This window comes from Pseudomonas sp. SCB32, assembly GCF_009189165.1.
Taxonomy (GTDB): Bacteria; Pseudomonadota; Gammaproteobacteria; order Pseudomonadales; family Pseudomonadaceae; genus Pseudomonas.
The window spans coordinates 626,258-648,094 of the sequence record NZ_CP045118.1; the positions used below are offsets into that span (position 1 = coordinate 626,258).

Below are 21,837 nucleotides of genomic sequence, written 5' to 3' on the forward strand. Positions count from 1 at the left end.
GGCTCGCTGAATTTTCCCCTCACTCTGTGCGACGTGTCCGATTTCTGTAAGAAGCCGTCTATCTAGCGGACGTGAGGCAGGGAATGATTGCCCGCTTCATGCGGTACGTCGTGAGAATAAGGAGAAGACGATGTTGCGAGCGGTAAGGGGAGGGCTGCTGTTCGGCCTGCTGGGAAGCGTCGCGCTGCCGGCGCTGGCGGACTATGTCACGGTGATTTCCTTTGGCGGCGCCAACAAGGAAGCCCAGGAGGCGGCCTTCTACAAACCCTTCAAGACGGCGACCGATACGGCGGTCGTGCACGGCTCCTACAACGGCGACCTGGCCAAGCTCAAGCGCATGGTGGAGATCAGCCATGTGTCCTGGGATGTGGTGGAAGTCGAGGCCCCCGAACTCGCCCGTGGCTGCGAGGAAGGGCTGTTCATGAAGCTCGACGCCAAGACGGTCGGCAATGCCGCCGACTTCGTCCCCGGCGCGGTGCAGCCCTGCGGCGTCGGCATCTTCGTCTGGACCACCCTGCTGGCCTACAACCAGAACAAGGTCCAGGGCACGCCCAGCAGCTGGGCGGACTTCTGGGACGTGAAGAAGTATCCCGGCAAGCGCGGCCTGCGCTGGGGCGCCAAGTACAGCCTGGAATTCGCCCTGATGGCCGACGGCGTCGCGCCCAAGGACGTCTACAAGGTGCTCGCCACTGGCGAGGGCGTCGACCGCGCCTTCCGCAAGCTCGATGAGCTCAAGCCGAACATCAACTGGTGGAAGTCCGGCCAGGACCCGGTGCGCGATCTCGCCGACGGCACCGTGGTGATGAGCTCCGCCTATAACGGCCGGATCGCCGCCGCGCAGAAGGATCAGAAAGGCTTCCGCATGGTCTGGGCCGGCGGCATCTACGACTTCGACTTCTGGGCGCTGCCCTCGGGCGTGTTCAAGAAGGAGCTGGCCGAGCAGTTCGTCCACTTCGCCAGCCAGCCGCCGCAGCAGAAGGCCTTCGCCGAGAACATTTCCTACGGCCCGACCAACCGCAAGGCGGTGGAACTGCTGGCGCCGGACGTCGCCGCCAACCTGCCCACCGCGCCGCAGAACATCGCCAATGCCGTGGGCATGAACGTGGCGTTCTGGGCCGAGCACGGCGATGCGCTGGAGAAGCGCTTCCAGGCCTGGGCCAAGCGCTGACGAAGCGGTTGCCGGCCCAGCTCTGGCCGGCAACGCATATCCCCATGCTTTGTAGGGATCGCCCTACAAAGCATCCTCTCTAAGCCTTATAGCAATCTCTCATACCGCCCGATTTGCGCGCAGGTCCAGCTTCTCTAGGCTTGAGATCAACGGCATTTACAAAAAAACAAAGGTGCGGTTATGGCCGAGAATCAGGCAAACGATGTACTGGTCAGCTTCCGTGGCGTTCAGAAGAGCTACGACGGCGAATCCCTCATCGTGAAGGACCTCAATCTGGACATTCGCAAAGGCGAATTCCTGACACTGCTGGGGCCTTCCGGTTCCGGCAAGACCACCAGCCTGATGATGCTGGCCGGTTTCGAAACTCCTACCGCCGGTGAAATCCAGCTCGCCGGCCGCGCCATCAACAACGTCCCCCCGCACAAGCGCGACATCGGCATGGTGTTCCAGAACTATGCCCTGTTCCCGCACATGACCGTGGCCGAGAACCTGGCGTTCCCGCTGTCCGTGCGCGGCATGAGCAAGACCGATGTCAGCGAGCGCGTGAAGCGCGCCCTGTCCATGGTCCAGCTCGACAGCTTCGCCGGTCGTTATCCCGCCCAGCTCTCCGGTGGCCAGCAGCAGCGTGTGGCCCTGGCCCGCGCGCTGGTCTTCGAGCCGCAACTGGTGCTGATGGACGAACCCCTGGGTGCGCTCGACAAGCAACTGCGCGAGCACATGCAGATGGAGATCAAGCACATCCACCAGCGCCTGGGCGTGACCGTGGTCTACGTGACCCACGACCAGGGCGAAGCCCTGACCATGTCCGACCGCGTGGCCGTGTTCCACCAGGGCGAGATCCAGCAGATCGCTCCGCCGGCTGAGCTCTATGAGCACCCGCGCAACTCCTTCGTCGCCAACTTCATCGGCGAGAACAACCGTATCGCCGGCCAGCTGCAGGCGCGCAACGGCGACCGCTGCACCGTGGGCCTGGCCCGTGGCGAGAAGGTCGAGGCGCTGGCGGTCAACGTCGGCAATGTCGGTGACACCGTCAGCCTGTCGATCCGCCCCGAGCGCGTGCGCCTGAACGGTCACAGCGAAAACTGCGTGAACCGTTTCTCCGGCCGCGTCGCCGAGTTCATCTACCTGGGCGACCACGTGCGCATCCGCCTGGAGGTTTGCGGCCGTACCGATTTCTTCGTCAAGCAGCCGATCGCCGAGCTCGATCCCGCGCTGGGTGTTGGCGACGTAGTACCGCTGGGTTGGGCCGTCGAGCACGTCCGCGCGCTCGATCCGCTGTCGGCGGCGTGACACCAAGGCCTGGCCACTCCCGGGCCTGATGCATCCAAGAAAAACAAACCTGCACACTGTGGAGAGAACAATAATGTCGAAGTCCCTGAAAGCAGCGGGCTTGAAGCTCGCAGCGCTGAGCATCGGCCTGGCCTGCGCGGCCCAGTCGATGGCAGCCGACCTGACGGTGGTGTCCTTCGGCGGTGCCAACAAGAACGCCCAGGTGAAAGCGTTCTACGGCCCCTACGAAAAGAGCACCGGCGACAAGATCGTCGCTGGCGAGTACAACGGCGAGATGGCCAAGGTGAAGGCCATGGTCGACACCAACAGCGTCTCCTGGGACCTGGTGGAAGTGGAATCGCCGGAACTGGCCCGTGGCTGTGACGAAGGCCTGTTCGAAACCATCGACCCGGCCATCCTCGGCAAGGCCGACGACTATGTACCGGGCGCCGTGAGCAACTGCGGCGTCGGCTTCTTCGTGTGGTCCACCGTCCTGGCTTATAACGCCGACAAACTGAAGACCGCCCCGACCAGCTGGGCCGATTTCTGGGACACCAAGAAATTCCCGGGCAAGCGCGGCCTGCGCAAGGGCGCCAAGTACACCCTGGAATTCGCCCTGATGGCCGACGGCGTCGCGCCCAAGGACGTCTACAAGGTCCTGGCCACCAAAGAAGGCCAGGACCGCGCCTTCAAGAAACTCGACGAGATCAAACCGAGCATCCAGTGGTGGGAAGCCGGCGCCCAGCCGCCGCAGTACCTCGCCTCCGGCGACGTGGTCATGAGCTCCGCCTACAACGGCCGCATCGCCGCCGTGCAGAAGGAGAGCAACCTGAAGATCGTCTGGAACGGTGGCATCTACGACTTCGACGCCTGGGCGATCCCGAAAGGCGCCAAGAAGGTCGACGAGAGCCTCAAGTTCATCGCCTTCTCGGTCAAACCCGAACAGCAGAAGATCTACGCCGAGAACATCGCCTATGGTCCGGTGAACAAGAACACCGTGCCGCTGTTGGGCAAGGAGCTGCTGCACAACATGCCGACCACCCCGGAAAACATGCAGGGCCAGGTGGGCATGGACGTGACCTTCTGGGCTGACTACGGCGAGCAGCTGGAGCAGCGCTTCAACGCCTGGGCTGCTAAGTAAGCTAAGCAAGTAGCAGTGCCAAACCGCCGCGGCCGCCCGAGCCGCGGCGGACCGGAACCGCCGCCCCCTCGCGGCGGCTCCTCCTGACACCACACCTTGGCCGCTCCCGGGCGGCCTGTTTTACCGGAGTTCGCTATGGCCACCGCAGTGTCCTTGAACGAGGTCGCCGGCACCACCACCCTCAAGCAGCGCCTGGCGCGTGCGGAGCGGATGAACCGTCTGAAGTCCCAGGCACTGATCCTGCCGCTGCTGGTCTTCCTCCTGCTGACCTTCCTGGTGCCCATCGCGGCGCTGCTCTACAAGAGCGTGAACAACCCCGAGGTCGTCGGCGCGATGCCGTTGACCGTCAACGCCATTTCCGAGTGGGACGGCAAGTCGCTGCCTTCGGATGCGGTGTACAAGGCGCTGAGCGAAGACCTGCTCGCCGCGCGCAAGAACCAGACTCTCGGTGACCTCTCCAAACGCCTGAACATGGAGCTGGCCGGCTACCGCAGCCTGCTGTCCAAGACCGCCCGCGCACTGCCGTTCAAGGAGCAGCCGGCGTCGTACAAGGACGCGATGGAAGGCCTCGACGAGCGCTGGGGCGATCCGGCCTACTGGCAGGCGATCCGCCGTAACGCCAGCCACGTCACCCCCTACTACCTGCTGGCGGCCCTCGATCACCGCATCGATGACCTGGGCGAAATCGCCCGTGCCACGCCCGACCAGTCGATCTATCTGGACATCTTCGCCCGTACCTTCTGGATGGGCGCGGTGATCACCGTGATCTGCCTGCTGCTGGCCTATCCGCTGGCCTACCTGCTGGCGATCCTGCCGACCCGCAAGTCCAACCTGCTGATGATCCTGGTGCTGCTGCCGTTCTGGACCTCGATCCTGGTGCGCGTCGCCGCGTGGATCGTGCTGCTCCAGTCGGGCGGCCTGATCAACGGCGCACTGCTGAAGATGGGCCTGATCGACCAGCCCCTGCAGCTGGTGTTCAACCGCACCGGCGTGTACATCTCCATGGTGCACATCATGCTGCCGTTCATGATCCTGCCGATCTACAGCGTGATGAAGGGCATTTCGCCGAGCTACATGCGTGCCGCCATCTCCCTGGGCTGCCACCCGTTCTCCAGCTTCTGGAAGGTCTACTTCCCGCAGACCGTGGCCGGTGTCGGCGCCGGTTGCCTGCTGGTGTTCATTCTGTCGATCGGCTACTACATCACCCCGGCCCTGCTGGGCAGCCCGAACGACCAGATGGTCAGCTACTTCGTCGCCTTCTACACCAACACCACCATCAACTGGGGCATGGCCACGGCCCTGGGCGGCCTGCTGCTGTTCGCCACCCTGGTGCTCTACGTGATCTACGGCTGGCTGGTGGGCGCAAGCCGCCTGCGTCTGGGCTGAGGAGAATAAGAAGATGCTGAGTCCTTACATGTCCCCGGTCGAGCGCGTGTGGTTCTACACCCTGCGCACTCTCTGCGGCCTGGTGCTGCTGTTCCTGGTGTTGCCGGTCCTGGTGATCGTGCCGCTGTCGTTCAACTCCGGCACTTTCCTGGTCTACCCGCTGCAGGGCTTCTCCCTGCGCTGGTACGCCGACTTCTTCGGCTCCGCCGAGTGGATGCGCTCGCTGACCAACAGCATGATCGTCGCTCCGGCGGCCACCGTGCTGGCCATGGTCTTCGGCACCCTGGCGTCCATCGGCCTGACCCGCGGTGACTTCCGCGGCAAGGCGCTGATCATGAGTCTGGTGATCTCGCCGATGGTGGTGCCGGTGGTGATCATCGGTGTGGCCAGCTACCTGTTCTTCGCGCCGCTGGGCCTGGGCAACAGCTACATTTCGCTGATCATCGTCCACTCGGTACTCGGCGTGCCCTTCGTCATCATCACCGTGTCGGCGACCCTGCAGGGCTTCAACTACAACCTGGTGCGAGCTGCCGCCAGTCTGGGTGCGCCGCCGGTGTTGACCTTCTTCAAGGTCACCCTGCCGCTGATCGCACCCGGGGTGATCTCCGGTGCGCTGTTCGCCTTCGCCACCTCCTTCGACGAAGTGGTGGTGACCCTGTTCCTCGCCGGTCCCGAGCAAGCGACCCTGCCGCGCCAGATGTTCAGCGGTATCCGTGAGAACCTCAGCCCGACCATCGCCGCCGCGGCGACCCTGCTGATCGGCTTCTCCGTCCTGCTCCTGCTGACCCTCGAGTGGCTGCGCGGCCGCAGCGAGAAGATGCGTACCGCACCGACTTCCTGATCCACAGTATTTCGCGGACGGTTCCGTCGCCATGCTCACCCACGGCGGCGGGATCGATCCGCGATTTTTTTTCCGCTCCTCCCGCACTTCCGGTATCGGCCATCGGTCCAATCCCCTTCGAGCCGCCCGAGCGGCTACAATGCGCGCCATCCGTGATTTTGCCCACAGAGGTGCGCCATGCAACCCTACGCCATCGCTCCGTCGATCCTCTCCGCCGACTTCGCCCGCCTGGGTGAGGATGTGGACAAGGTGCTCGCTGCCGGCGCCGACATCGTTCACTTCGACGTGATGGACAACCACTATGTGCCGAACCTCACGATCGGCCCGATGGTCTGCACGGCCCTGCGCAAGTACGGCGTCACCGCTCCCATCGACGTGCACCTGATGGTCTCCCCGGTGGACCGCATCATCGGCGACTTCATCGAGGCCGGCGCCACCTACATCACCTTCCACCCGGAAGCCTCGCAGCACATCGACCGCTCCCTGCAACTGATCAAGGACGGCGGTTGCAAGGCCGGCCTGGTGTTCAACCCGGCCACCTCGCTGGACGCGCTCAAGTATGTGATGGACAAGATCGACATGGTCCTGCTGATGAGCGTGAACCCCGGCTTTGGCGGGCAGAAATTCATCCCCGGAACCCTCGACAAGCTGCGCGAGGCCCGTGCATTGATCGACGCCTCCGGCCGCGACATCCGTCTGGAGATCGATGGCGGGGTGAACGTGAAGAACATCCGCGAGATCGCCGCTGCGGGCGCCGACACCTTCGTCGCCGGCTCGGCGATCTTCAACGCACCGGACTACGCCGAGGTCATCCGCGCCATGCACGCTGAGCTGGCGCAGGCGCGCAAGTGATGAGCGCTGCGCAACTGCCGTTCGCCGGGCTGCCGCGTCTGGTGATGTTCGACCTGGACGGCACCCTGGTGGATTCGGTTCCCGATCTCGCCGCCGCGGTGGACACGATGTTGCTGGCGCTCGGGCGTCAGCCGGCCGGCCTGGACGCGGTGCGCCACTGGGTCGGCAACGGTGCCCGCGTGCTGGTGCGCCGTGCCCTGGCCAATGATATCGAACACGATGGAGTCAGCGAGGAAGACACCGAGCGCGCTCTCGAACTGTTCATGGACGCCTACGCCGACAGCCACGCGCTGACCGTGGTCTATCCCGGCGTGATCGAGACCCTGAAGTGGCTGAAGAAGCGCGGCGTCGAGCTGGCGCTGATCACCAACAAGCCCGAGCGCTTCGTCGGCCCGCTGCTGGACGAGATGAAGCTAGGCAAGTTCTTCCGCTGGATCATCGGTGGCGACACCCTGCCACAGCAGAAGCCCGACCCGGCCGCGCTGCTGTTCGTGATGAAGATGGCCGGTGTGTCGGCAGAACAGGCACTGTTCGTCGGTGACTCGCGCAACGACATCCTCGCGGCCAAGGCCGCCGGCGTGCGCAGCGTGGGCCTGAGCTACGGCTACAACCACGGCCGCCCCATCGCCGAGGAAACCCCGACGCTGGTGCTCGACGACCTGCGCCATCTGCTGCCTTGCTTCGACTCGGGCAAAGCGATAGTGTTGCCCGACTCCGCTTCAACTCCCGCTCAGCGAGACAGCACCGTGGAAACGGCTCCCCACACACTCTGGATGAAAGTCATCAAGGCCCTGGCCCGCTGGCGCTGGCGCGCCTGACATCCTTTGGCCGGTACGCCCGGCGTGTGTGCACCCAAGTCCGTTACCCCCTCAGAGCCCGTTTACTATCTGCTGCGCGTCGGCGGCACTGCGTTGAAATCGCTTTCGAGATGCTCATTTACTGCGTGTAAACTCCGCTCTCTCAAGCGATTTCGCCTTGTTCCGCTCTAGCTCGCGAGATCCTAAACAGGCTCTTATTCCACGAGGCTGATCATGACCCGCGAAGAATTCCAGCGCCTGGCCGCCGAAGGCTACAACCGCATTCCGCTGACCTGCGAAACCCTTGCCGACTTCGACACCCCGCTGTCGATCTACCTGAAGCTGGCCGACGGCCCCAACACCTACCTGCTCGAATCCGTGCAGGGCGGCGAGAAGTGGGGGCGCTACTCCATCATCGGCCTGCCCAGCCGCACCGTGCTGCGGGTGTACGGCCACCAGGCGAGCATCAAGGTCGATGGCGTCGAGACCGAGAGCTTCGAATGTGCCGATCCGCTGGCCTTCGTCGAGGAGTTCAAGGAGCGCTACCGCGTGCCGACCATCGCTGGCCTGCCGCGCTTCAATGGCGGCCTGGTCGGTTACTTCGGCTATGACTGCGTGCGCTACGTCGAGCAGCGCCTGGCGCAGTGCCCGAACCCCGATCCGCTGAATAACCCGGACATCCTGCTGATGGTCTCCGACGCGGTGGTCGTGTTCGACAACCTCGCCGGCAAGATGCACGCCATCGTCCTCGCCGACCCGGCGCAGGCCGACGCCTACGACCAGGGCCTGGACCAGCTGGAAGAACTGCTGGAGCGCCTGCGCCAGCCGATCACCCCGCGCCGCGGCCTGGACTTCAGCGCTGTGAACGCGCCGGAGCCTCAGTTCCGCGCCAGCTTCACCCGCGAGGACTATGAGCGCGCCGTCGGCACCATCAAGGAATACATCCTCGCTGGCGACTGCATGCAGGTCGTACCGTCGCAGCGCATGTCCATCGACTTCGAAGCCGCACCGATCGACCTGTACCGCGCGCTGCGCTGCTTCAACCCGACGCCCTACATGTACTTCTTCAACTTCGGCGACTTCCACGTCGTCGGCAGTTCGCCGGAAGTGCTGGTACGCGTCGAGGACGGCGAAGTCACCGTGCGCCCCATCGCCGGCACCCGCCCGCGTGGTGCGACCGAGGAAGCCGACCGCGCGCTGGAAGAAGACCTGCTGTCCGACGCCAAGGAAATCGCCGAGCACCTGATGCTCATCGACCTGGGTCGCAATGACGTCGGCCGCGTATCGCAGACCGGCAGCGTGAAGGTCACCGAGCAGATGGTGATCGAGCGCTACTCCAACGTGATGCACATCGTCTCCAACGTGAACGGCCAGCTGAAGGACGGCATGAGCGCGATGGACGCGCTGCGCGCCATCCTGCCGGCCGGCACCCTGTCCGGCGCGCCGAAGATCCGTGCCATGGAAATCATCGACGAGCTGGAACCGGTCAAGCGTGGTGTCTACGGCGGCGCCGTGGGCTACCTGGCCTGGAACGGCAACATGGACACCGCCATCGCCATCCGCACTGCGGTGATCAAGAACGGCGAACTCCACGTGCAGGCTGGCGGCGGCATCGTCGCCGACTCGGTGCCGGCGGCGGAGTGGGAAGAAACCATCAACAAGCGCCGCGCGATGTTCCGCGCGGTGGCGCTGGCCGAACACACCGCCAAGGTGCATGGCCGCGACTGAGTTTCCGGCTCGATGAAAAGCCCCGCTTTGGCGGGGCTTTTTTATTGGCTCTTCGTAGGAGCGAGCTTGCTCGCTCCTACCAGTAAAGAGTCCGCACAGAGGCCGTCTGTACCACCGAATCGTCGGCAGGGGCGCCGTGCGTATTGCGTTGGCGCCCGGCCTTGGGCTACTGTTTCGGCCATCGCTAGGCGAGACCGCAACCGTGATCCACCGCAGCCGCATCATCACCTCCCTCCTCAAGGCATTCGCCCGTTGGCGCTGGCGCGCCTGATTCCTTCTTTCCCGGCATAGCGCCGGTCTCTTCTTACGCGTTCATTTCTTCCATCCGCTGGCATAATTGCCAGATTCGCGCAGCCTGCGAGGCCGCAACGGGTGTCGACGATGGCGCGATCCGAAAGCAGTGCAATCATGAGGTTCGAGCAGACATGCTGCTGATGATCGATAACTACGATTCCTTTACCTACAACCTGGTGCAGTACTTCGCCGAGTTGAAGGCCGACATCCACGTCATTCGCAATGACGAACTGAGCGTCGACGAGATCGCCGCGCTCAATCCCGAACGCATCGTCCTCTCCCCCGGCCCGTGCACGCCGAACGAGGCGGGTGTTTCCCTGGAAGTCATCGAGCGCTTCGCCGGCAAGCTGCCGCTGCTGGGAGTGTGCCTGGGCCACCAGTCCATCGGCCAGGCCTTCGGCGGTGACGTGGTACGCGCCCGCCAGGTCATGCACGGCAAGGTCAGCCCGGTGTTCCACAAGGACCAGGGCGTCTTCGCCGGCCTGAACAACCCGCTGACCCAGACCCGCTACCACTCCCTGGTGGTCAAGCGCGAGACGCTGCCCGACTGCCTGGAGATCACCGCCTGGACGGCGCTGGAAGACGGCTCGGTCGACGAGATCATGGGCCTGCGCCACAAGACGCTGAACGTCGAGGGCGTGCAGTTCCACCCCGAGTCGATCCTTTCCGAGCAGGGCCACGAGATGCTGGCCAACTTCCTCAAGCAGACCGGCGGAGTGCGCGCATGAACATCAAGGAAGCCCTCAGCCGCGTGGTCAACCAGCTGGACCTGACCACCGAGGAAATGCAGGACGTCATGCGCGAGATCATGACCGGGCAGTGCACCGACGCACAGATCGGCGCCTTCCTCATGGGCATGCGCATGAAGAGCGAGACCATCGACGAGATCGTCGGCGCCGTGGCGGTGATGCGCGAGCTGGCCGACCAGGTCGAGCTGGACAGCCTCAAGCACGTGGTCGACGTGGTCGGCACCGGTGGCGATGGCGCCAACATCTTCAACGTGTCCTCGGCGGCGGCCTTCGTGGTTGCCGCTGCTGGTGGCAAGGTCGCCAAACACGGTAACCGTGCGGTCTCCGGCAAGAGCGGCAGCGCCGACCTGCTGGAAGCCGCCGGCATCTACCTGGACCTCAAGCCGATCCAGGTGAAGCGCTGCATCGAGACCGTGGGCGTGGGCTTCATGTTCGCCCAGGTCCATCACAAGGCCATGAAGCACGCCGCCGCACCGCGCCGCGAGCTGGGCCTGCGTACCCTGTTCAACATGCTCGGCCCGCTGACCAACCCGGCTGGCGTGAAGCACCAGGTGGTCGGCGTGTTCAGCCAGGCGCTGTGCCGCCCGCTGGCCGAGGTGCTCAAGCGCCTGGGCAGCGAGCACATCCTGGTGGTGCATTCGCGCGATGGCCTGGACGAGTTCAGCCTGGCCGCGCCGACCCATGTTGCCGAACTGAAAGACGGTGTGGTAACCGAATACGAAGTGCAGCCGGAAGACTTCGGCATCAAGAGCCAGAGCCTGATCGGCCTGACCGTGGACAGCCCACAGCAGTCGCTGGAGCTGATCCGCGATGCCCTTGGCCGGCGCAAGACCGAAGCCGGGCAGAAGGCCGCCGAGTTGATCGTGCTCAACGCCGGCGCCGCGCTCTATGCGGCTGACCTCGCCACCAGCCTGCACGAAGGCATGCAATTGGCCCACGACGCCCTGCACACGGGGCTGGCGCGGGAGAAGATGGAAGAGTTGGCGGCCTTCACCGCCGTTTACCGAGAGGAGAACGCACAGTGAGTGTGCCGACGGTTCTGCAGAAGATCCTGGCCCGCAAGGCCGAAGAAGTCGCCGAACGCCGTACCCGCGTAAGCATCGCCGAGCTGGAGCAGCTGGCGCGTGCCGCCGATGCACCGCGTGGATTCGCCAAGGCCCTGCTCGATCGCGCCAAGCGTCGCGAGCCGGCGGTGATCGCCGAGGTGAAGAAGGCTTCGCCGAGCAAGGGCATCCTGCGTGAGAACTTCGACCCCGCCGACATCGCCCGCAGCTACGAAGAAGGCGGCGCCGCCTGCCTGTCCGTGCTCACCGACATCGACTTCTTCCTCGGTAGCGATGCCTACCTGAAGGCGGCCCGCTCCGCCTGCAAGCTGCCGGTGATCCGCAAGGATTTCCTGATCGACCCGTACCAGGTGGTGGAAGCCCGCGCCATCGGCGCCGACTGCATCCTGCTGATCGTCTCGGCGCTGGATGACGTGCGCATGGCCGAGCTCGCCTCGGTGGCCAAGGACGTTGGTCTGGACGTGCTGGTGGAAGTGCACGACGCCCCGGAACTGGAGCGTGCGCTGAAGACCCTCGACACTCCGCTGGTGGGCATCAACAACCGCAATCTGCACACCTTCGAGGTGAGCCTGGAAACCACCCTCGACCTGCTGCCGGAAATCCCGCGCGACCGCATGGTGATCACCGAGAGCGGCATCCTCAACCGCGCTGACGTCGAGCTGATGGAAGTCAGCGATGTATTCGGCTTCCTGGTGGGCGAGGCCTTCATGCGCGCCGAGGAGCCGGGCACCGAGCTCAAGCGCCTGTTTTTCCCCGAGCAGAGCAAGGTCAAGCTGGGCGTCGATCCGGACTGAGCCTTTCTGTGGACACAAAAAAGCCGGCGATTGCCGGCTTTTATGCATCCACGGGAATCTCAGCGCGTGCCGAAGACCACCATGGTCTTGCCCCTCACATGCACCAGACCCTGTTCTTCCAGGCTCTTGAGCACGCGACCGACCATCTCGCGGGAGCAGCCGACGATGCGACCGATTTCCTGGCGGGTGATCTTGATCTGCATGCCGTCCGGGTGGGTCATGGCGTCCGGCTGTTGGCACAGGTCCAGCAGGGTGCGGGCGACACGGCCGGTCACGTCAAGGAAGGCCAGGTCGCCGACCTTGCGGGTGGTCTTGCGCAAGCGATCGGCCATCTGGCTGCCGAGGGTGAAGAGGATCTCCGGGTCCTGCTGGCTCAACTCGCGGAACTTGGCGTAGCTGATTTCGGCAACTTCGCACTCGGTCTTGGCGCGGATCCAGGCGCTGCGCTCCTGGCCTGTGCTGCCTTCCTTCTCGAAGAGCCCCATCTCTCCGAAGAAATCGCCGGTGTTGAGATAACCGATGATCATCTCGCGGCCATCGTCGTCCTCGATCAGAACGGTTACCGAGCCCTTGATGATGAAGAACAGGCTCTCGCAGCGGTCGCCAGCGTAGATGATGGTGCTCTTGGCAGTGAAGCGGCGGCGGTGACAGTGCGCAAGCAACTTGTCGAGGTTCTTGATTTTGGGTGTGAGGGTAATAGCTACCATGCCCGAGTCCCGGAAAGTAAAAAGAGTGGCCTTTGCACAACAGGCGTCTAATGATTTTTTATTCAGTACGAATGGCGCCGCATATCCCTGGCTGGATCCCCCTCGATCCCCAGAGCGGCAAGATTGCCCCTTGGTGCAATAACTTGCCTGTACGTAATCGGGCAAGAGATTAACAGACGACGTGTTACCAACAATGGGAAAACCGGAACATTCGTCGGGACAATTTCCGAGAGTGTGCCAGTAAAATGGCGTCAGCTTAAGTAATAAATGACTGTGGTCCTTGCCGAATTGCGACACAGCTAACAGCCGGCGGCTCCCCTGGGCGGTGGAAAGGGCTGTGATAAGCTGACGCCCCTTTTTTCGGCGGAGTTCTTCTCAATGAAAGCGCGAATCCAGTGGGCTGGCGAAGCGATGTTTCTCGGTGAGTCCGGCAGCGGCCACGTCGTGGTGATGGACGGCCCGCCAGATGCCGGTGGCCGTAACCTGGGCGTGCGTCCGATGGAGATGCTCCTGCTCGGCCTGGGCGGCTGCACCAACTTCGACGTGGTCAGCATCCTGAAGAAGGGCCGCCAGCCGGTGGAAAGCTGTGAAGCCTTCCTCGAAGCCGAGCGCGCCAGCGAAGATCCGAAGGTGTTCACCAAGATCCACGTACACTTCGTGGTCAAGGGCCGCGGTCTGAAGGAAGCGCAGGTCAAGCGCGCGGTCGAGCTGTCCGCCGAGAAGTACTGCTCCGCCTCGATCATGCTGGGCCGCGCCGGCGTCGAGATCACCCACGACTACGAGATCGTCGAACTGGGCTGACAGCGAGCTTCATCCTTTCATCATCAAGGGTGCGTAAACTGTGGCAGAGGTCGCTTGACCTCTGCATAATGCGCCACCTTTTTTCCGGGCCCCCGCCCGAAACCAAGCAACCACAATCGCCATCGCGAAGAGGTGTAAACCGTCCTACGCAGGTGCCGCCGTACGCATCTGACGGGCATGCTCAACCACGCGGCAGAGCCGTATTGAAGAGAGTTCCCACGGTGAAAAGCAAACTCAAGCTCCACGGGTTCAACAACCTGACGAAGACCTTGAGCTTCAACATCTATGACATCTGCTATGCCGAGACGCCTGAAGACCAGCAGGCCTACGTGCAGTACATCGACGAAGAGTACGATGCCGAACGTCTCACGCAGATCCTCACCGATGTTGTCGACATCATTGGCGCAAACATCCTGAACATCGCCCGTCAGGACTACGACCCGCAAGGCGCCAGCGTAACCATCCTGATCTCCGAGCAGCCGGTCACCCCGACCGACAGCCAGATCGAGGAGTCCCCGGGGCCGCTACCGGAAACCATCCTGGCGCACCTCGACAAGAGCCATATCACCGTGCACACCTATCCGGAGATCCATCCGGTGGAAGGCATCGCGACCTTCCGTGTGGACATCGATGTGTCCACCTGTGGTGTGATCTCGCCGCTGAAGGCGCTCAACTACCTGATCCACCAGTTCGACTCGGACATCGTCACCGTGGATTACCGCGTGCGCGGCTTCACCCGTGACGTGGAAGGCAAGAAGCACTTCATCGACCACGAGATCAACTCGATCCAGAACTATCTCTCCGACGACACGTACCAGGCCTACCAGATGACCGACGTGAACGTGTACCAGGAGAACATGTTCCACACCAAGATGCTGCTCAAGGAGTTCGACCTGGACAATTACCTGTTCGGCGATGCGACCCGCAGCCTGTCGCCCGAGCAGCGCCAGCAGGTGGAAGAGCGTGTGCGTCACGAGATGCTGGAGATCTTCTACGGCCGCAACATGGCCCGCTGATTCCCGACGTACGATGAAAAAGGGCGCCTGTGGGCGCCCTTTTTCATGGCGCGGATATCAGTCCTTGTCCACCTCGCGGCCGGTGGCTGTTTGTGTCGGACGATGATTGTCCGGGAACAGATGCTTGAAGGCATCGATCTGAGCCCTGGACAGCTCTATCGGCTGCTCGACCAGCACCCACTGCACGCCCTCGGTGCACGGCGGAGTGGTCAGCGAGCCGTTATAGAAGAGGTGATGGCTGGCGCTGGGCACCAGCCTGGCCAAGTTGGGTGCGGACTTGGCGGGCAGTTCGGTTTCCTTGCCTTCTTCCTTCGGCAGCTTCTTCAACAGGCTCGCCAACTCCGGGTTCGCCCGGCCTTCCTTGATCATCAGGCCGAGCACCAGCACGTGCCCATCCTTGTCCTGGTTCACCAGGTGCATTTCCATCGGATACGCCTGGTGATTGAACTGATGCTCGCTGGGAGTATGGAAATGGAACTGGAGTAGCCGGTACTCATCGCCCTTGAACGTCAGCGAGTCACCGTCGGCTACTGCGGCCTGGACTGTATGGCCGTTGTTGATCAGCTTCAGCGGCTGCTTGCCATAGTGCAGCTTCAGGTCCGTGCCGCTGATCTTGTGCATCCGCGCTTGCGATGTCTCGATGTCGATCGGCGATTGCTGTGTGCCGCTGGCGCACAGCGCGCTGCCCAGTTCGCCCCAATGCGCCGGCCCCTGGTCACCGCTGTACGACCAGTGGGCGTCGGCGGCGTGGGCGGTGGCAAGCGTCAGGCAAAGCGGGGTGAGCAGGAAGGAAAGGCGAGTGATGAGGCGCATGGAAACTCCGGTTCGGGAAAAGGCCGGAGCAGCATCCATGGGGTACGAGCGGCGCGGAAGGTGGGGGAAACGGCTTAGGAAAACTTCCCGTGCGCAAAGGAAAAGGCCGTCCGAGTGGTGGCGGAGCGCCGCCCGGAGGAACACTCAGATCCGGTAGGTGGACTTGGTCATCACCTTCGACAGCAGGGTCATGCCGAACTTCACCGGTGCCGGGAAGCGCAGGCCGCCGGCTTCGATAGCGCTGGTGGCGTGGTGCTGCTCATCGGACCGCATCTGTTCGAGGATGGCGCGGGACTTCTGGTCCTCGGCGGGAATCTCGGTCAGGTGCTCGTCGAGGTGCTTGCACACCTGGTCCTCGGTGGCGGCGACGAAACCGAGGCTGACGCGGTCGCTGATCAGGCCGGCGGCGGCGCCGACGCTGAACGACAGGCCGTAGAACAGCGGATTGAGCAGGCTCGGCCGGCTGCCCAGCTCGCGAATGCGTTGCTCGCACCATGCCAGGTGGTCGACTTCCTCGTCGGCGGCGGCTTCCATAGCCTTGCGCACTTTCGGCAGCTTGGCGGTCAGCGCCTGGCCCTGGTACAGCGCCTGGGCGCAGACCTCGCCGGTATGGTTGATGCGCATCAGGCCGGCGACATGACGGGCGTCGGTTTCACTCAGCTCGGCGTCGGGCTGGACGATGGCGGGTGACGGGCGTCCCGGGTGGCCACTGAACGGCAGCAGGGTGCGCAAGGCCGCATCGGCCTGCAGCAGGAAGCGGTCGGCGGGGGAGTAGTGACGGTCGGCGGACATGGCGCACCTGTCGGAAAGAACATTCGTCCGCCAGTTTACCGGATGGCGGATGACAGGTCTTGCCGTGGTGCGCGCAAAGAGTCCTGGTGGCCGGCTGTCAGCCCGGCGGCCAGTGCATCTGGCGCTGGCCGAGCACGTGCATGTGGATGTGATGCACGGTCTGCCCTCCCAGGTCGTTGCAATTCATCACCACGCGGAAGCCTTCGTCGCAAGCCAGTTCCTTCGCCAGGCGCTGAGCGGTGAAGAGGATATGGCCGGCCAGCGGCTTGTCGGCTTCCTGCAGGTCGTTGAGGGTGGCGATGTGCCTCTTGGGGACCACCAGGAAGTGCACCGGCGCCTGCGGGCCGATGTCGTGGAAGGCGATCACCTGGTCATCTTCATAAAGCTTGCGCGCGGGAATCTCCCCGGCGACGATCTTGCAGAACAAACAGTCCACGGACGTTCCTCCGATCTGGTTGGGTGGAACAGGAGTTTAGCGGCCGTGATCCGCACCGCCCAGGCCTGGGGCGGCATTCGCAAGGAGACAGCGTGCAGAACGATATCCATGACCTGGGCCTGGTGCTCGATTCCAGGGTCAAGCTGATCGTGATCGAATCCTGGGACGAGCCCCGGGTACTGGAAACCCTGACCGGTCTTGCGGTGCGCCGCGGGCTCGACCTGCGGCTCTGGTCGGCGACCGAGGGTCTTCAGCGCCTGGGTTTTGGTGGCGAGCCTCAGGGCGAGGGCGACAGTCGCGAGGCGGAAACCGCGCTGAAGTTGATCAAGGCCGACCCGCAGCCGACGCTCTACGTGCTCTGCGACCTGCATCCCTACCTCACTGACAATCCTCGAGTGGTTCGCCTGCTCAAGGAAGTCGCGATGGCCGAGGGAACGTTCAAGCCCACGGTGATTCTGGTGTCCTACGCGCTGAAACTGCCGGCGGAAGTCCAGCGTTTTGCCGCGCGCTTCGCGCTGTCGCTGCCTTCCGAAGACGAGTTGGTCGGTATTGTCCGCGAGGAAGCCACGCGTTGGAGCGAACGCAACAGCGGAGCACGGGTGCGCACGGACAATCGCACGCTGCGCCAGGTGGTGAAGAACCTGCGTGGCCTGACCCATGGTGAGGCTCGCTCGCTGGCGCGTGGCGTGATCTGCAACGATGGTGCGATCACCCAGGAAGACCTGCCGGAGCTCAACCGCACCAAGTTCGAGCTGCTCAACCTGGACGGCGTGCTCAGCTTCGAGCATGACACCGCACGCTTCGCCGAGGTCGGCGGGCTGGCGAACCTCAAGCGTTGGCTCGGCGAACGACAGGGTGCCTTCTCCGACGGCAAGGACAAGGATCTGCCCAAGGGTGTGCTGCTGGTCGGTGTGCAGGGCGGCGGCAAGAGCCTGGCGGCCAAGGCGGTTGCCGGTCTCTGGGGACTGCCGTTGCTGCGCCTGGACTTCGGCAGCCTGTACAACAAGTATTTCGGCGAGACCGAACGCAATCTGCGTGAGGCGCTGCGCCTGGCCGACAGCATGGCGCCTTGCGTGCTCTGGGCGGACGAGATCGAGAAGGGCGTGGCCACTGGCGACCAGGATAATGGGGTCAGCCAGCGTGTGCTCGGCACCCTGCTGACCTGGATGGCCGAGCGCAAGGCTCCGGTGTTCATGGTCGCCACCGCCAATGCCATCGATCGCCTGCCGCCGGAGCTGGTGCGCAAGGGCCGCTTCGATGAGCTGTTCTTCGTCGATCTGCCGGATCGCGAGGTGCGCATGGACATCTTCCGCATCCATCTGGCGCGCCGCGAGCTGGACGTCACGCAGTTCGAGCTGGGCGCGCTGGCCGATACCGCCGGGGGCTTTTCCGGCGCGGAGATCGAGCAGGCCGTGGTCGGCGCCTTCTACGCCGCCCAGGCGCGCCACAAGTCGGTGGATCAGCCGTTGCTGCTGGAGGAGATCCGGCGGACGGCGCCGCTGTCGGTGGTGATGGCCGAGGAGCTGGCCGAGCTGCGCAAATGGGCCGACGGCCGCACGGTGCGGGCCGACTGACTGTGGCTCAGCTGGCCAATGCCATGCGGTTGAGGCGACCGGCCAGCTTGCGCATGATCCAGCGCGGCAGCAGCCGTACGCCATAGGCGTACAGGCGATTGCGCCAGCCGGGAATGATGATGGCGGGTGCACGCCGCAGGGCATTCACCGTGAGGAAGGCGACCTGCTCGGGCGACATGATCCGCTTGTCGTTGCCGACCTTGCCCAGGCGCATGTCGGCATTGCGGTAGAAGGCGGTGCGGGTGGGGCCCGGGCAGAGCACCGAGACCTTGATGCCGCGCTTTTTCAGCTCTTCACGCAGGCCTTCGGAGAAGTGCAGTACGAAGGCCTTGCTCGCGTAGTAGCTGCTCATCCAGGGGCCCGGCAGCAAGCCGGCCATGGAGGCAACGTTGAGAATCCGCCCGCCGCCGCTGCGCTCCATCATGGCGCCGATACCGTGGCACAGGCGCACCAGGGCGAGGACGTTGAGCTCCAGCAGTTCCTGCTCCGTGGACCAGTCGTGGTCCATGAAGGCGCCGGAGGTGCCGATGCCGGCGTTGTTCACCAGCAGCTCGATCTGTCGCCCGCTTTGTTCCAGCTCATGCAGCAGACCGGATATCTGCAGCGGCTCGGAGAGATCGCAGACACGGAACAGTACCTCGACGCCGAAGCGTTGCGACAGCTCGCAGGCAATGCTGTCCAGTGCATCGCGCTGGCGGGCGACCAGGATCAGCGCCTGGCCGCGCCGGGCGAGGGCTTCGGCCAACGCCAGGCCGATGCCGCTGGAGGCGCCGGTAATGAGGGCAAAACGAGGCATTCAAAGGTCTCTGTGACGGGGTGGCGTTCGACCACGCCCGCCACGGGTTGTTGCATTACTGATCGGTGCTGCCGCTGTCGTCGGAGTCGGCGCCTTCGGTGTCGCCGCTGTTGAACTCGTCCGATGGCGCGGCCGGGGCTGTGGCAGCCGGCGCAGCCTGCTGGTACTGGGCTGCGTTGGCGCGCTCGACGTACTGCTGGTAACTGGGAATCGCGATGGCGGCAAGGATACCGACTACCACTGGAACGATCACCATGCTCCAGGCCAGAGCCACCGCGCCGCGGCTGTTGGGCGGCGGCGGCGGGCCGTAACGGTTGGCGCCGTCGTTGCCAGGAATCAGCATCATCAGCAGGGGGAACACGCTGTTAACCACCGGGACGATGTTGAGCAGCATCAGCCATCCCGACCAGCCGAGATCGTGCAGGCGCTGGATGCCCATCATGACGCCGACGATTGCATAGGCGACGAACACGACAGCCGCCAGCAGCATGCCCAGCGTCTGGGAGATCGCGAAGGCACCGGCCACCAGCAGGAAGATCGGAATGGCGACCAGGAACAGCGCCATGCTCCAGGCCAGGTAGCGCACCCGGCCGATGCGGCCTTCGCTGGTGAAGGGCTTGAGCTCGCCGAATTCCGGCAGCTCGTCACCCACACGGGCCTGTGGCGGCGCATAGGGGGAAGCTGTCGATGCGCCGGCGCTGGGTGCAGCCACGCTGGCGGCCATGTCGGTCTGTCGGGCGAGGTATTTCTCGATGATGATGCCGCACGCGCTGCAGTCACTGGCCTTGGGTTGCACCTGCCCGCACTTGGGGCAGGTCATCTGCTCGTCGCGGAGCGCTTCGACCGGGGCGCGGCTGGCGAGCGTCGCTTCGCTGGGGTGGTCGTCGGTTTCGACCAGGCTCAGACCGACGGCCTGTTCTTCTGCTTCCTTGCGAGCGTTGGCGCCCGCGCCATGCAGGGCGCGGAGGTATTTATCGGCCTCGTCGTCCGAGAGGTCGCGCTTGAGCACCACCGGCTTGCCGCTGAACAGCGCGTCAATCTTCGACGTGTCGCTCTTGAACAGGCGGGCGAGGTTCTCCTTGGCGGTCTCCAGCGGCGTCTGCGGCATCAGCGCGCCGTCGAATACGATCTTGAAGCGGGCTTGGTCCATTGGGGCATCCTTGTCAGCTGGCTGTGGTGAGATCGATACAGCGTAATCGCGCCTCTTGAGGCCAACAAGCGGCCTCGGCGCACATATCGGCAAGTGGTGGCGCGGGTCAGACCAGCAGTTGGCCCGGCAGCGAGGTGCTGCGGGTCAGGGCCTGGCGGTACTCGTTGTCGAGCCGCGCGATGAGTTCCTCCACCGACGGCAGGTCATGGATGTTGCCGACCCCCTGGCCGGCGGACCAGACAGTCTTCCAGGCCTTGGCCTCGTCGCTCACCGGTTTGAGCTTCTCACCATAGTTGATGTCGGCCTTGTCGGTCAGGCGCTTCAGGTCGAAGCCGGCGGCCTCCAGGCTCTGGCGCATGAAGCTGGCCGGTACGCCAGACACCGCGGGCGTGTGGATGATGTCGGCGGCGCGCGCTTCGAGCAGCATCCGCTTGTACTCGGTGGAGGCGTTGCTCTCGCGCGTGGCGATGAAGCGAGTGCCGAGGTAGGCGAGGTCGGCGCCAAGCACCTGGGCGGCCAGAATCTCGTGGCCATGGTTGATACAGCCGGCCAGCAGCAGGGTCTTGTCGAAGAACTGGCGGATCTCGGCGATCAGTGCGAAGGGACTCCAGGTGCCGGCATGGCCGCCGGCGCCGGCAGCGACCGCGATCAGGCCGTCCACTCCCGCTTCTGCGGCCTTCTCGGCGTGGCGGCGGGTGGTGACGTCATGGAATACCAGCCCGCCATAGCTGTGCACTGCGTCCACGACTTCGCGCACGGCGCCCAGGCTGGTGATGACGATGGGGACGCGATGCTCCACGCAAAGTGCCAGGTCCGCCTGCAGACGCGGGTTGCTGTGGTGGACGATGAGGTTCACCGCATAGGGCGCTGCCTTGGGATCGCCGGCAAGGCCTGCCTCGATTTCCTCCAGCCAGGCCTTGAACCCACTGCTTTCGCGCTGGTTCAGCGCCGGGAAGCTGCCGACGATGCCGCCCTTGCAGCAGGCCAGTACCAGTTGCGGGGTGGACACCAGGAACATCGGTGCCGCCACCAGGGGAACGCGCAGGCGGCGGTCGAGCAGGGCGGGCAGGGACATGACAGTCTCCTTGTCGGGTCAGAAGGGCTTGATCACCACCAGAATGACGATGGCGAGCAGGAACAGTACCGGTACTTCGTTGAACCAACGGTAGAACACATGGCTGCGACCGTTCTCGCCACGGGCGAAGCGCTTGAGCATGGCGCCGCAGGCGTGGTGGTAGCCGATCAGCAACACCACCAGGGTGAGCTTGGCGTGCAACCAGCCCTGGCTCAGCCAGGCCGGGTTGAGGTAGAGCATCCAGGCGCCGAGGACGATGGTCAGGATCATCGATGGGCCCATGATGCCGCGATACAGCTTGCGCTCCATCACGCAGAAACGCTCGCGGCTGGCGGCGTCCTCGCTCATGGCGTGGTAAACGAACAGTCGCGGCAGGTAGAAGAGGCCGGCGAACCAGCAGACCACTGCAATGATGTGAAAGGCTTTGAGCCACAGGTACAGCATCGGAACGTCCTCGAATCAGCGATGAGGCGATAGTAGTGGCGCGGTTCAATGGCGTCATCCCTGGTTCTATTACACTGAGGGCGTCCTTGCCTTTCCCGTGCGTGGCGCATTGCCGCGCATGCCGCATGGCATCCGGAAGATGCCTGGCCT

At 64.1% G+C, this 21,837-nt stretch carries 22 protein-coding genes; 14 read left to right on the forward strand and 8 right to left on the reverse strand.

The features are described from left to right. Positions 1-130: 130 nt before the first annotated feature. From GA645_RS02960 to trpC, 11 genes are all read left to right on the forward strand, one after another. Complete coding sequence (locus GA645_RS02960) at positions 131-1,168, forward strand: ABC transporter substrate-binding protein (RefSeq protein ID WP_152219836.1); 1,038 nt, start codon at positions 131-133, stop codon at positions 1,166-1,168. Between the two features lie 180 nt (positions 1,169-1,348). Further along, positions 1,349-2,458 (forward strand): ABC transporter ATP-binding protein, encoded by a 1,110-nt coding sequence (locus GA645_RS02965; RefSeq protein WP_152219838.1) that lies wholly within the window; start codon positions 1,349-1,351, stop codon positions 2,456-2,458. Between the two features lie 73 nt (positions 2,459-2,531). After that, the gene (locus GA645_RS02970) at positions 2,532-3,578 is read left to right on the forward strand and encodes an ABC transporter substrate-binding protein (protein ID WP_152219840.1); all 1,047 of its coding nucleotides are present in this window, start codon (positions 2,532-2,534) and stop codon (positions 3,576-3,578) included. A 135-nt stretch (positions 3,579-3,713) separates the two neighbouring features. After that, entirely contained in the window at positions 3,714-4,964 is a 1,251-nt protein-coding gene (locus GA645_RS02975) for an ABC transporter permease (protein ID WP_152219842.1), read from the forward strand. 13 nt (positions 4,965-4,977) lie between these two features. Then, entirely contained in the window at positions 4,978-5,805 is an 828-nt protein-coding gene (locus GA645_RS02980) for an ABC transporter permease (RefSeq protein WP_152219844.1), read from the forward strand. 177 nt (positions 5,806-5,982) lie between these two features. Further along, positions 5,983-6,657, forward strand: a complete 675-nt coding sequence (gene rpe / locus GA645_RS02985) for a ribulose-phosphate 3-epimerase (RefSeq protein WP_138212992.1) — start codon at positions 5,983-5,985, stop codon at positions 6,655-6,657. Beyond that, positions 6,657-7,475 (forward strand): phosphoglycolate phosphatase, encoded by an 819-nt coding sequence (locus GA645_RS02990; RefSeq protein ID WP_152219846.1) that lies wholly within the window; start codon positions 6,657-6,659, stop codon positions 7,473-7,475. The genes rpe and GA645_RS02990 overlap by 1 nt, the downstream gene beginning before the upstream one ends. 213 nt (positions 7,476-7,688) lie before the next feature. Then, complete coding sequence (gene trpE, locus GA645_RS02995; RefSeq protein WP_152219848.1) at positions 7,689-9,182, forward strand: anthranilate synthase component I; 1,494 nt, start codon at positions 7,689-7,691, stop codon at positions 9,180-9,182. Between the two features lie 425 nt (positions 9,183-9,607). Beyond that, complete coding sequence (locus GA645_RS03000) at positions 9,608-10,204, forward strand: aminodeoxychorismate/anthranilate synthase component II (RefSeq protein ID WP_081520759.1); 597 nt, start codon at positions 9,608-9,610, stop codon at positions 10,202-10,204. After that, entirely contained in the window at positions 10,201-11,250 is a 1,050-nt protein-coding gene (gene trpD / locus GA645_RS03005) for an anthranilate phosphoribosyltransferase (RefSeq protein ID WP_152219850.1), read from the forward strand. Before GA645_RS03000 ends, trpD begins: the two co-directional genes overlap by 4 nt. After that, entirely contained in the window at positions 11,247-12,083 is an 837-nt protein-coding gene (gene trpC / locus GA645_RS03010) for an indole-3-glycerol phosphate synthase TrpC (RefSeq protein ID WP_152219852.1), read from the forward strand. The genes trpD and trpC overlap by 4 nt, the downstream gene beginning before the upstream one ends. A gap of 59 nt (positions 12,084-12,142) precedes the next feature. Here the strand turns inward: trpC and crp are convergent, their stop codons facing one another. After that, on the reverse strand, positions 12,143-12,790 hold the full coding sequence (gene crp / locus GA645_RS03015) for a cAMP-activated global transcriptional regulator CRP (RefSeq protein WP_152219854.1): 648 nt from the start codon (positions 12,788-12,790) through the stop codon (positions 12,143-12,145). A gap of 378 nt (positions 12,791-13,168) precedes the next feature. On the opposite strand from crp, the gene GA645_RS03020 reads away from it, so the two are divergent. Together GA645_RS03020 and speD are read left to right on the forward strand one after the other, a co-directional pair. Continuing rightward, complete coding sequence (locus GA645_RS03020) at positions 13,169-13,591, forward strand: OsmC family protein (protein WP_152219856.1); 423 nt, start codon at positions 13,169-13,171, stop codon at positions 13,589-13,591. A 221-nt stretch (positions 13,592-13,812) separates the two neighbouring features. Further along, entirely contained in the window at positions 13,813-14,607 is a 795-nt protein-coding gene (gene speD, locus GA645_RS03025) for an adenosylmethionine decarboxylase (protein WP_152219858.1), read from the forward strand. Positions 14,608-14,664: 57 nt separating this feature from the next. On the opposite strand, the gene GA645_RS03030 is transcribed toward speD, so the two are convergent. The 3 genes from GA645_RS03030 to GA645_RS03040 all read right to left on the reverse strand — a co-directional run bounded on the left by GA645_RS03030 (position 14,665) and on the right by GA645_RS03040 (position 16,648). Next, positions 14,665-15,420 (reverse strand): carbonic anhydrase, encoded by a 756-nt coding sequence (locus GA645_RS03030; protein WP_152219860.1) that lies wholly within the window; start codon positions 15,418-15,420, stop codon positions 14,665-14,667. A gap of 144 nt (positions 15,421-15,564) precedes the next feature. Continuing rightward, positions 15,565-16,212 (reverse strand): 2-polyprenyl-3-methyl-6-methoxy-1,4-benzoquinone monooxygenase, encoded by a 648-nt coding sequence (gene coq7, locus GA645_RS03035; RefSeq protein WP_152219862.1) that lies wholly within the window; start codon positions 16,210-16,212, stop codon positions 15,565-15,567. Positions 16,213-16,309: 97 nt separating this feature from the next. Then, entirely contained in the window at positions 16,310-16,648 is a 339-nt protein-coding gene (locus GA645_RS03040) for a histidine triad nucleotide-binding protein (protein WP_152219864.1), read from the reverse strand. A gap of 92 nt (positions 16,649-16,740) precedes the next feature. Here GA645_RS03040 and GA645_RS03045 point away from each other — a divergent pair, with 92 nt between their 5' ends. Further along, a complete protein-coding gene (locus GA645_RS03045; protein WP_152219866.1) occupies positions 16,741-18,222 on the forward strand; it encodes an AAA family ATPase in 1,482 nt (493 codons plus the stop codon). 7 nt (positions 18,223-18,229) lie between these two features. On the opposite strand, the gene GA645_RS03050 is transcribed toward GA645_RS03045, so the two are convergent. From GA645_RS03050 to hemJ, 4 genes are all read right to left on the reverse strand, one after another. After that, complete coding sequence (locus GA645_RS03050) at positions 18,230-19,018, reverse strand: SDR family oxidoreductase (RefSeq protein ID WP_152219868.1); 789 nt, start codon at positions 19,016-19,018, stop codon at positions 18,230-18,232. Positions 19,019-19,073: 55 nt separating this feature from the next. Then, positions 19,074-20,168: a DUF805 domain-containing protein gene (locus GA645_RS03055; RefSeq protein WP_152219870.1), complete on the reverse strand. Its 1,095-nt coding sequence runs from the start codon at positions 20,166-20,168 to the stop codon at positions 19,074-19,076. A 106-nt stretch (positions 20,169-20,274) separates the two neighbouring features. After that, positions 20,275-21,243, reverse strand: coding sequence for a nitronate monooxygenase family protein (locus GA645_RS03060; RefSeq protein WP_152219872.1), 969 nt, complete (start codon positions 21,241-21,243; stop codon positions 20,275-20,277). Between the two features lie 18 nt (positions 21,244-21,261). After that, the gene (hemJ, locus tag GA645_RS03065) at positions 21,262-21,684 is read right to left on the reverse strand and encodes a protoporphyrinogen oxidase HemJ (protein WP_178119605.1); all 423 of its coding nucleotides are present in this window, start codon (positions 21,682-21,684) and stop codon (positions 21,262-21,264) included. Positions 21,685-21,837: the final 153 nt, after the last annotated feature.

What these genes read in the sequence shown, in the direction of transcription:
- GA645_RS03060 (WP_152219872.1), bottom strand. Translation starts at nt 21,243, where the DNA reads ATGTCCCTGCCCGCCCTGCTCGACCGCCGCCTGCGCGTTCCCCTGGTG.
- GA645_RS02990 (WP_152219846.1), top strand. Translation starts at nt 6,657, where the DNA reads ATGAGCGCTGCGCAACTGCCGTTCGCCGGGCTGCCGCGTCTGGTGATG.
- crp (WP_152219854.1), bottom strand. Translation starts at nt 12,790, where the DNA reads ATGGTAGCTATTACCCTCACACCCAAAATCAAGAACCTCGACAAGTTG.
- GA645_RS02965 (WP_152219838.1), top strand. Translation starts at nt 1,349, where the DNA reads ATGGCCGAGAATCAGGCAAACGATGTACTGGTCAGCTTCCGTGGCGTT.
- coq7 (WP_152219862.1), bottom strand. Translation starts at nt 16,212, where the DNA reads ATGTCCGCCGACCGTCACTACTCCCCCGCCGACCGCTTCCTGCTGCAG.
- rpe (WP_138212992.1), top strand. Translation starts at nt 5,983, where the DNA reads ATGCAACCCTACGCCATCGCTCCGTCGATCCTCTCCGCCGACTTCGCC.
- GA645_RS02975 (WP_152219842.1), top strand. Translation starts at nt 3,714, where the DNA reads ATGGCCACCGCAGTGTCCTTGAACGAGGTCGCCGGCACCACCACCCTC.
- GA645_RS02960 (WP_152219836.1), top strand. Translation starts at nt 131, where the DNA reads ATGTTGCGAGCGGTAAGGGGAGGGCTGCTGTTCGGCCTGCTGGGAAGC.
- GA645_RS03030 (WP_152219860.1), bottom strand. Translation starts at nt 15,420, where the DNA reads ATGCGCCTCATCACTCGCCTTTCCTTCCTGCTCACCCCGCTTTGCCTG.
- GA645_RS02980 (WP_152219844.1), top strand. Translation starts at nt 4,978, where the DNA reads ATGCTGAGTCCTTACATGTCCCCGGTCGAGCGCGTGTGGTTCTACACC.
- GA645_RS02970 (WP_152219840.1), top strand. Translation starts at nt 2,532, where the DNA reads ATGTCGAAGTCCCTGAAAGCAGCGGGCTTGAAGCTCGCAGCGCTGAGC.
- trpE (WP_152219848.1), top strand. Translation starts at nt 7,689, where the DNA reads ATGACCCGCGAAGAATTCCAGCGCCTGGCCGCCGAAGGCTACAACCGC.
- GA645_RS03020 (WP_152219856.1), top strand. Translation starts at nt 13,169, where the DNA reads ATGAAAGCGCGAATCCAGTGGGCTGGCGAAGCGATGTTTCTCGGTGAG.
- GA645_RS03000 (WP_081520759.1), top strand. Translation starts at nt 9,608, where the DNA reads ATGCTGCTGATGATCGATAACTACGATTCCTTTACCTACAACCTGGTG.
- GA645_RS03050 (WP_152219868.1), bottom strand. Translation starts at nt 19,018, where the DNA reads ATGCCTCGTTTTGCCCTCATTACCGGCGCCTCCAGCGGCATCGGCCTG.
- GA645_RS03055 (WP_152219870.1), bottom strand. Translation starts at nt 20,168, where the DNA reads ATGGACCAAGCCCGCTTCAAGATCGTATTCGACGGCGCGCTGATGCCG.
- trpD (WP_152219850.1), top strand. Translation starts at nt 10,201, where the DNA reads ATGAACATCAAGGAAGCCCTCAGCCGCGTGGTCAACCAGCTGGACCTG.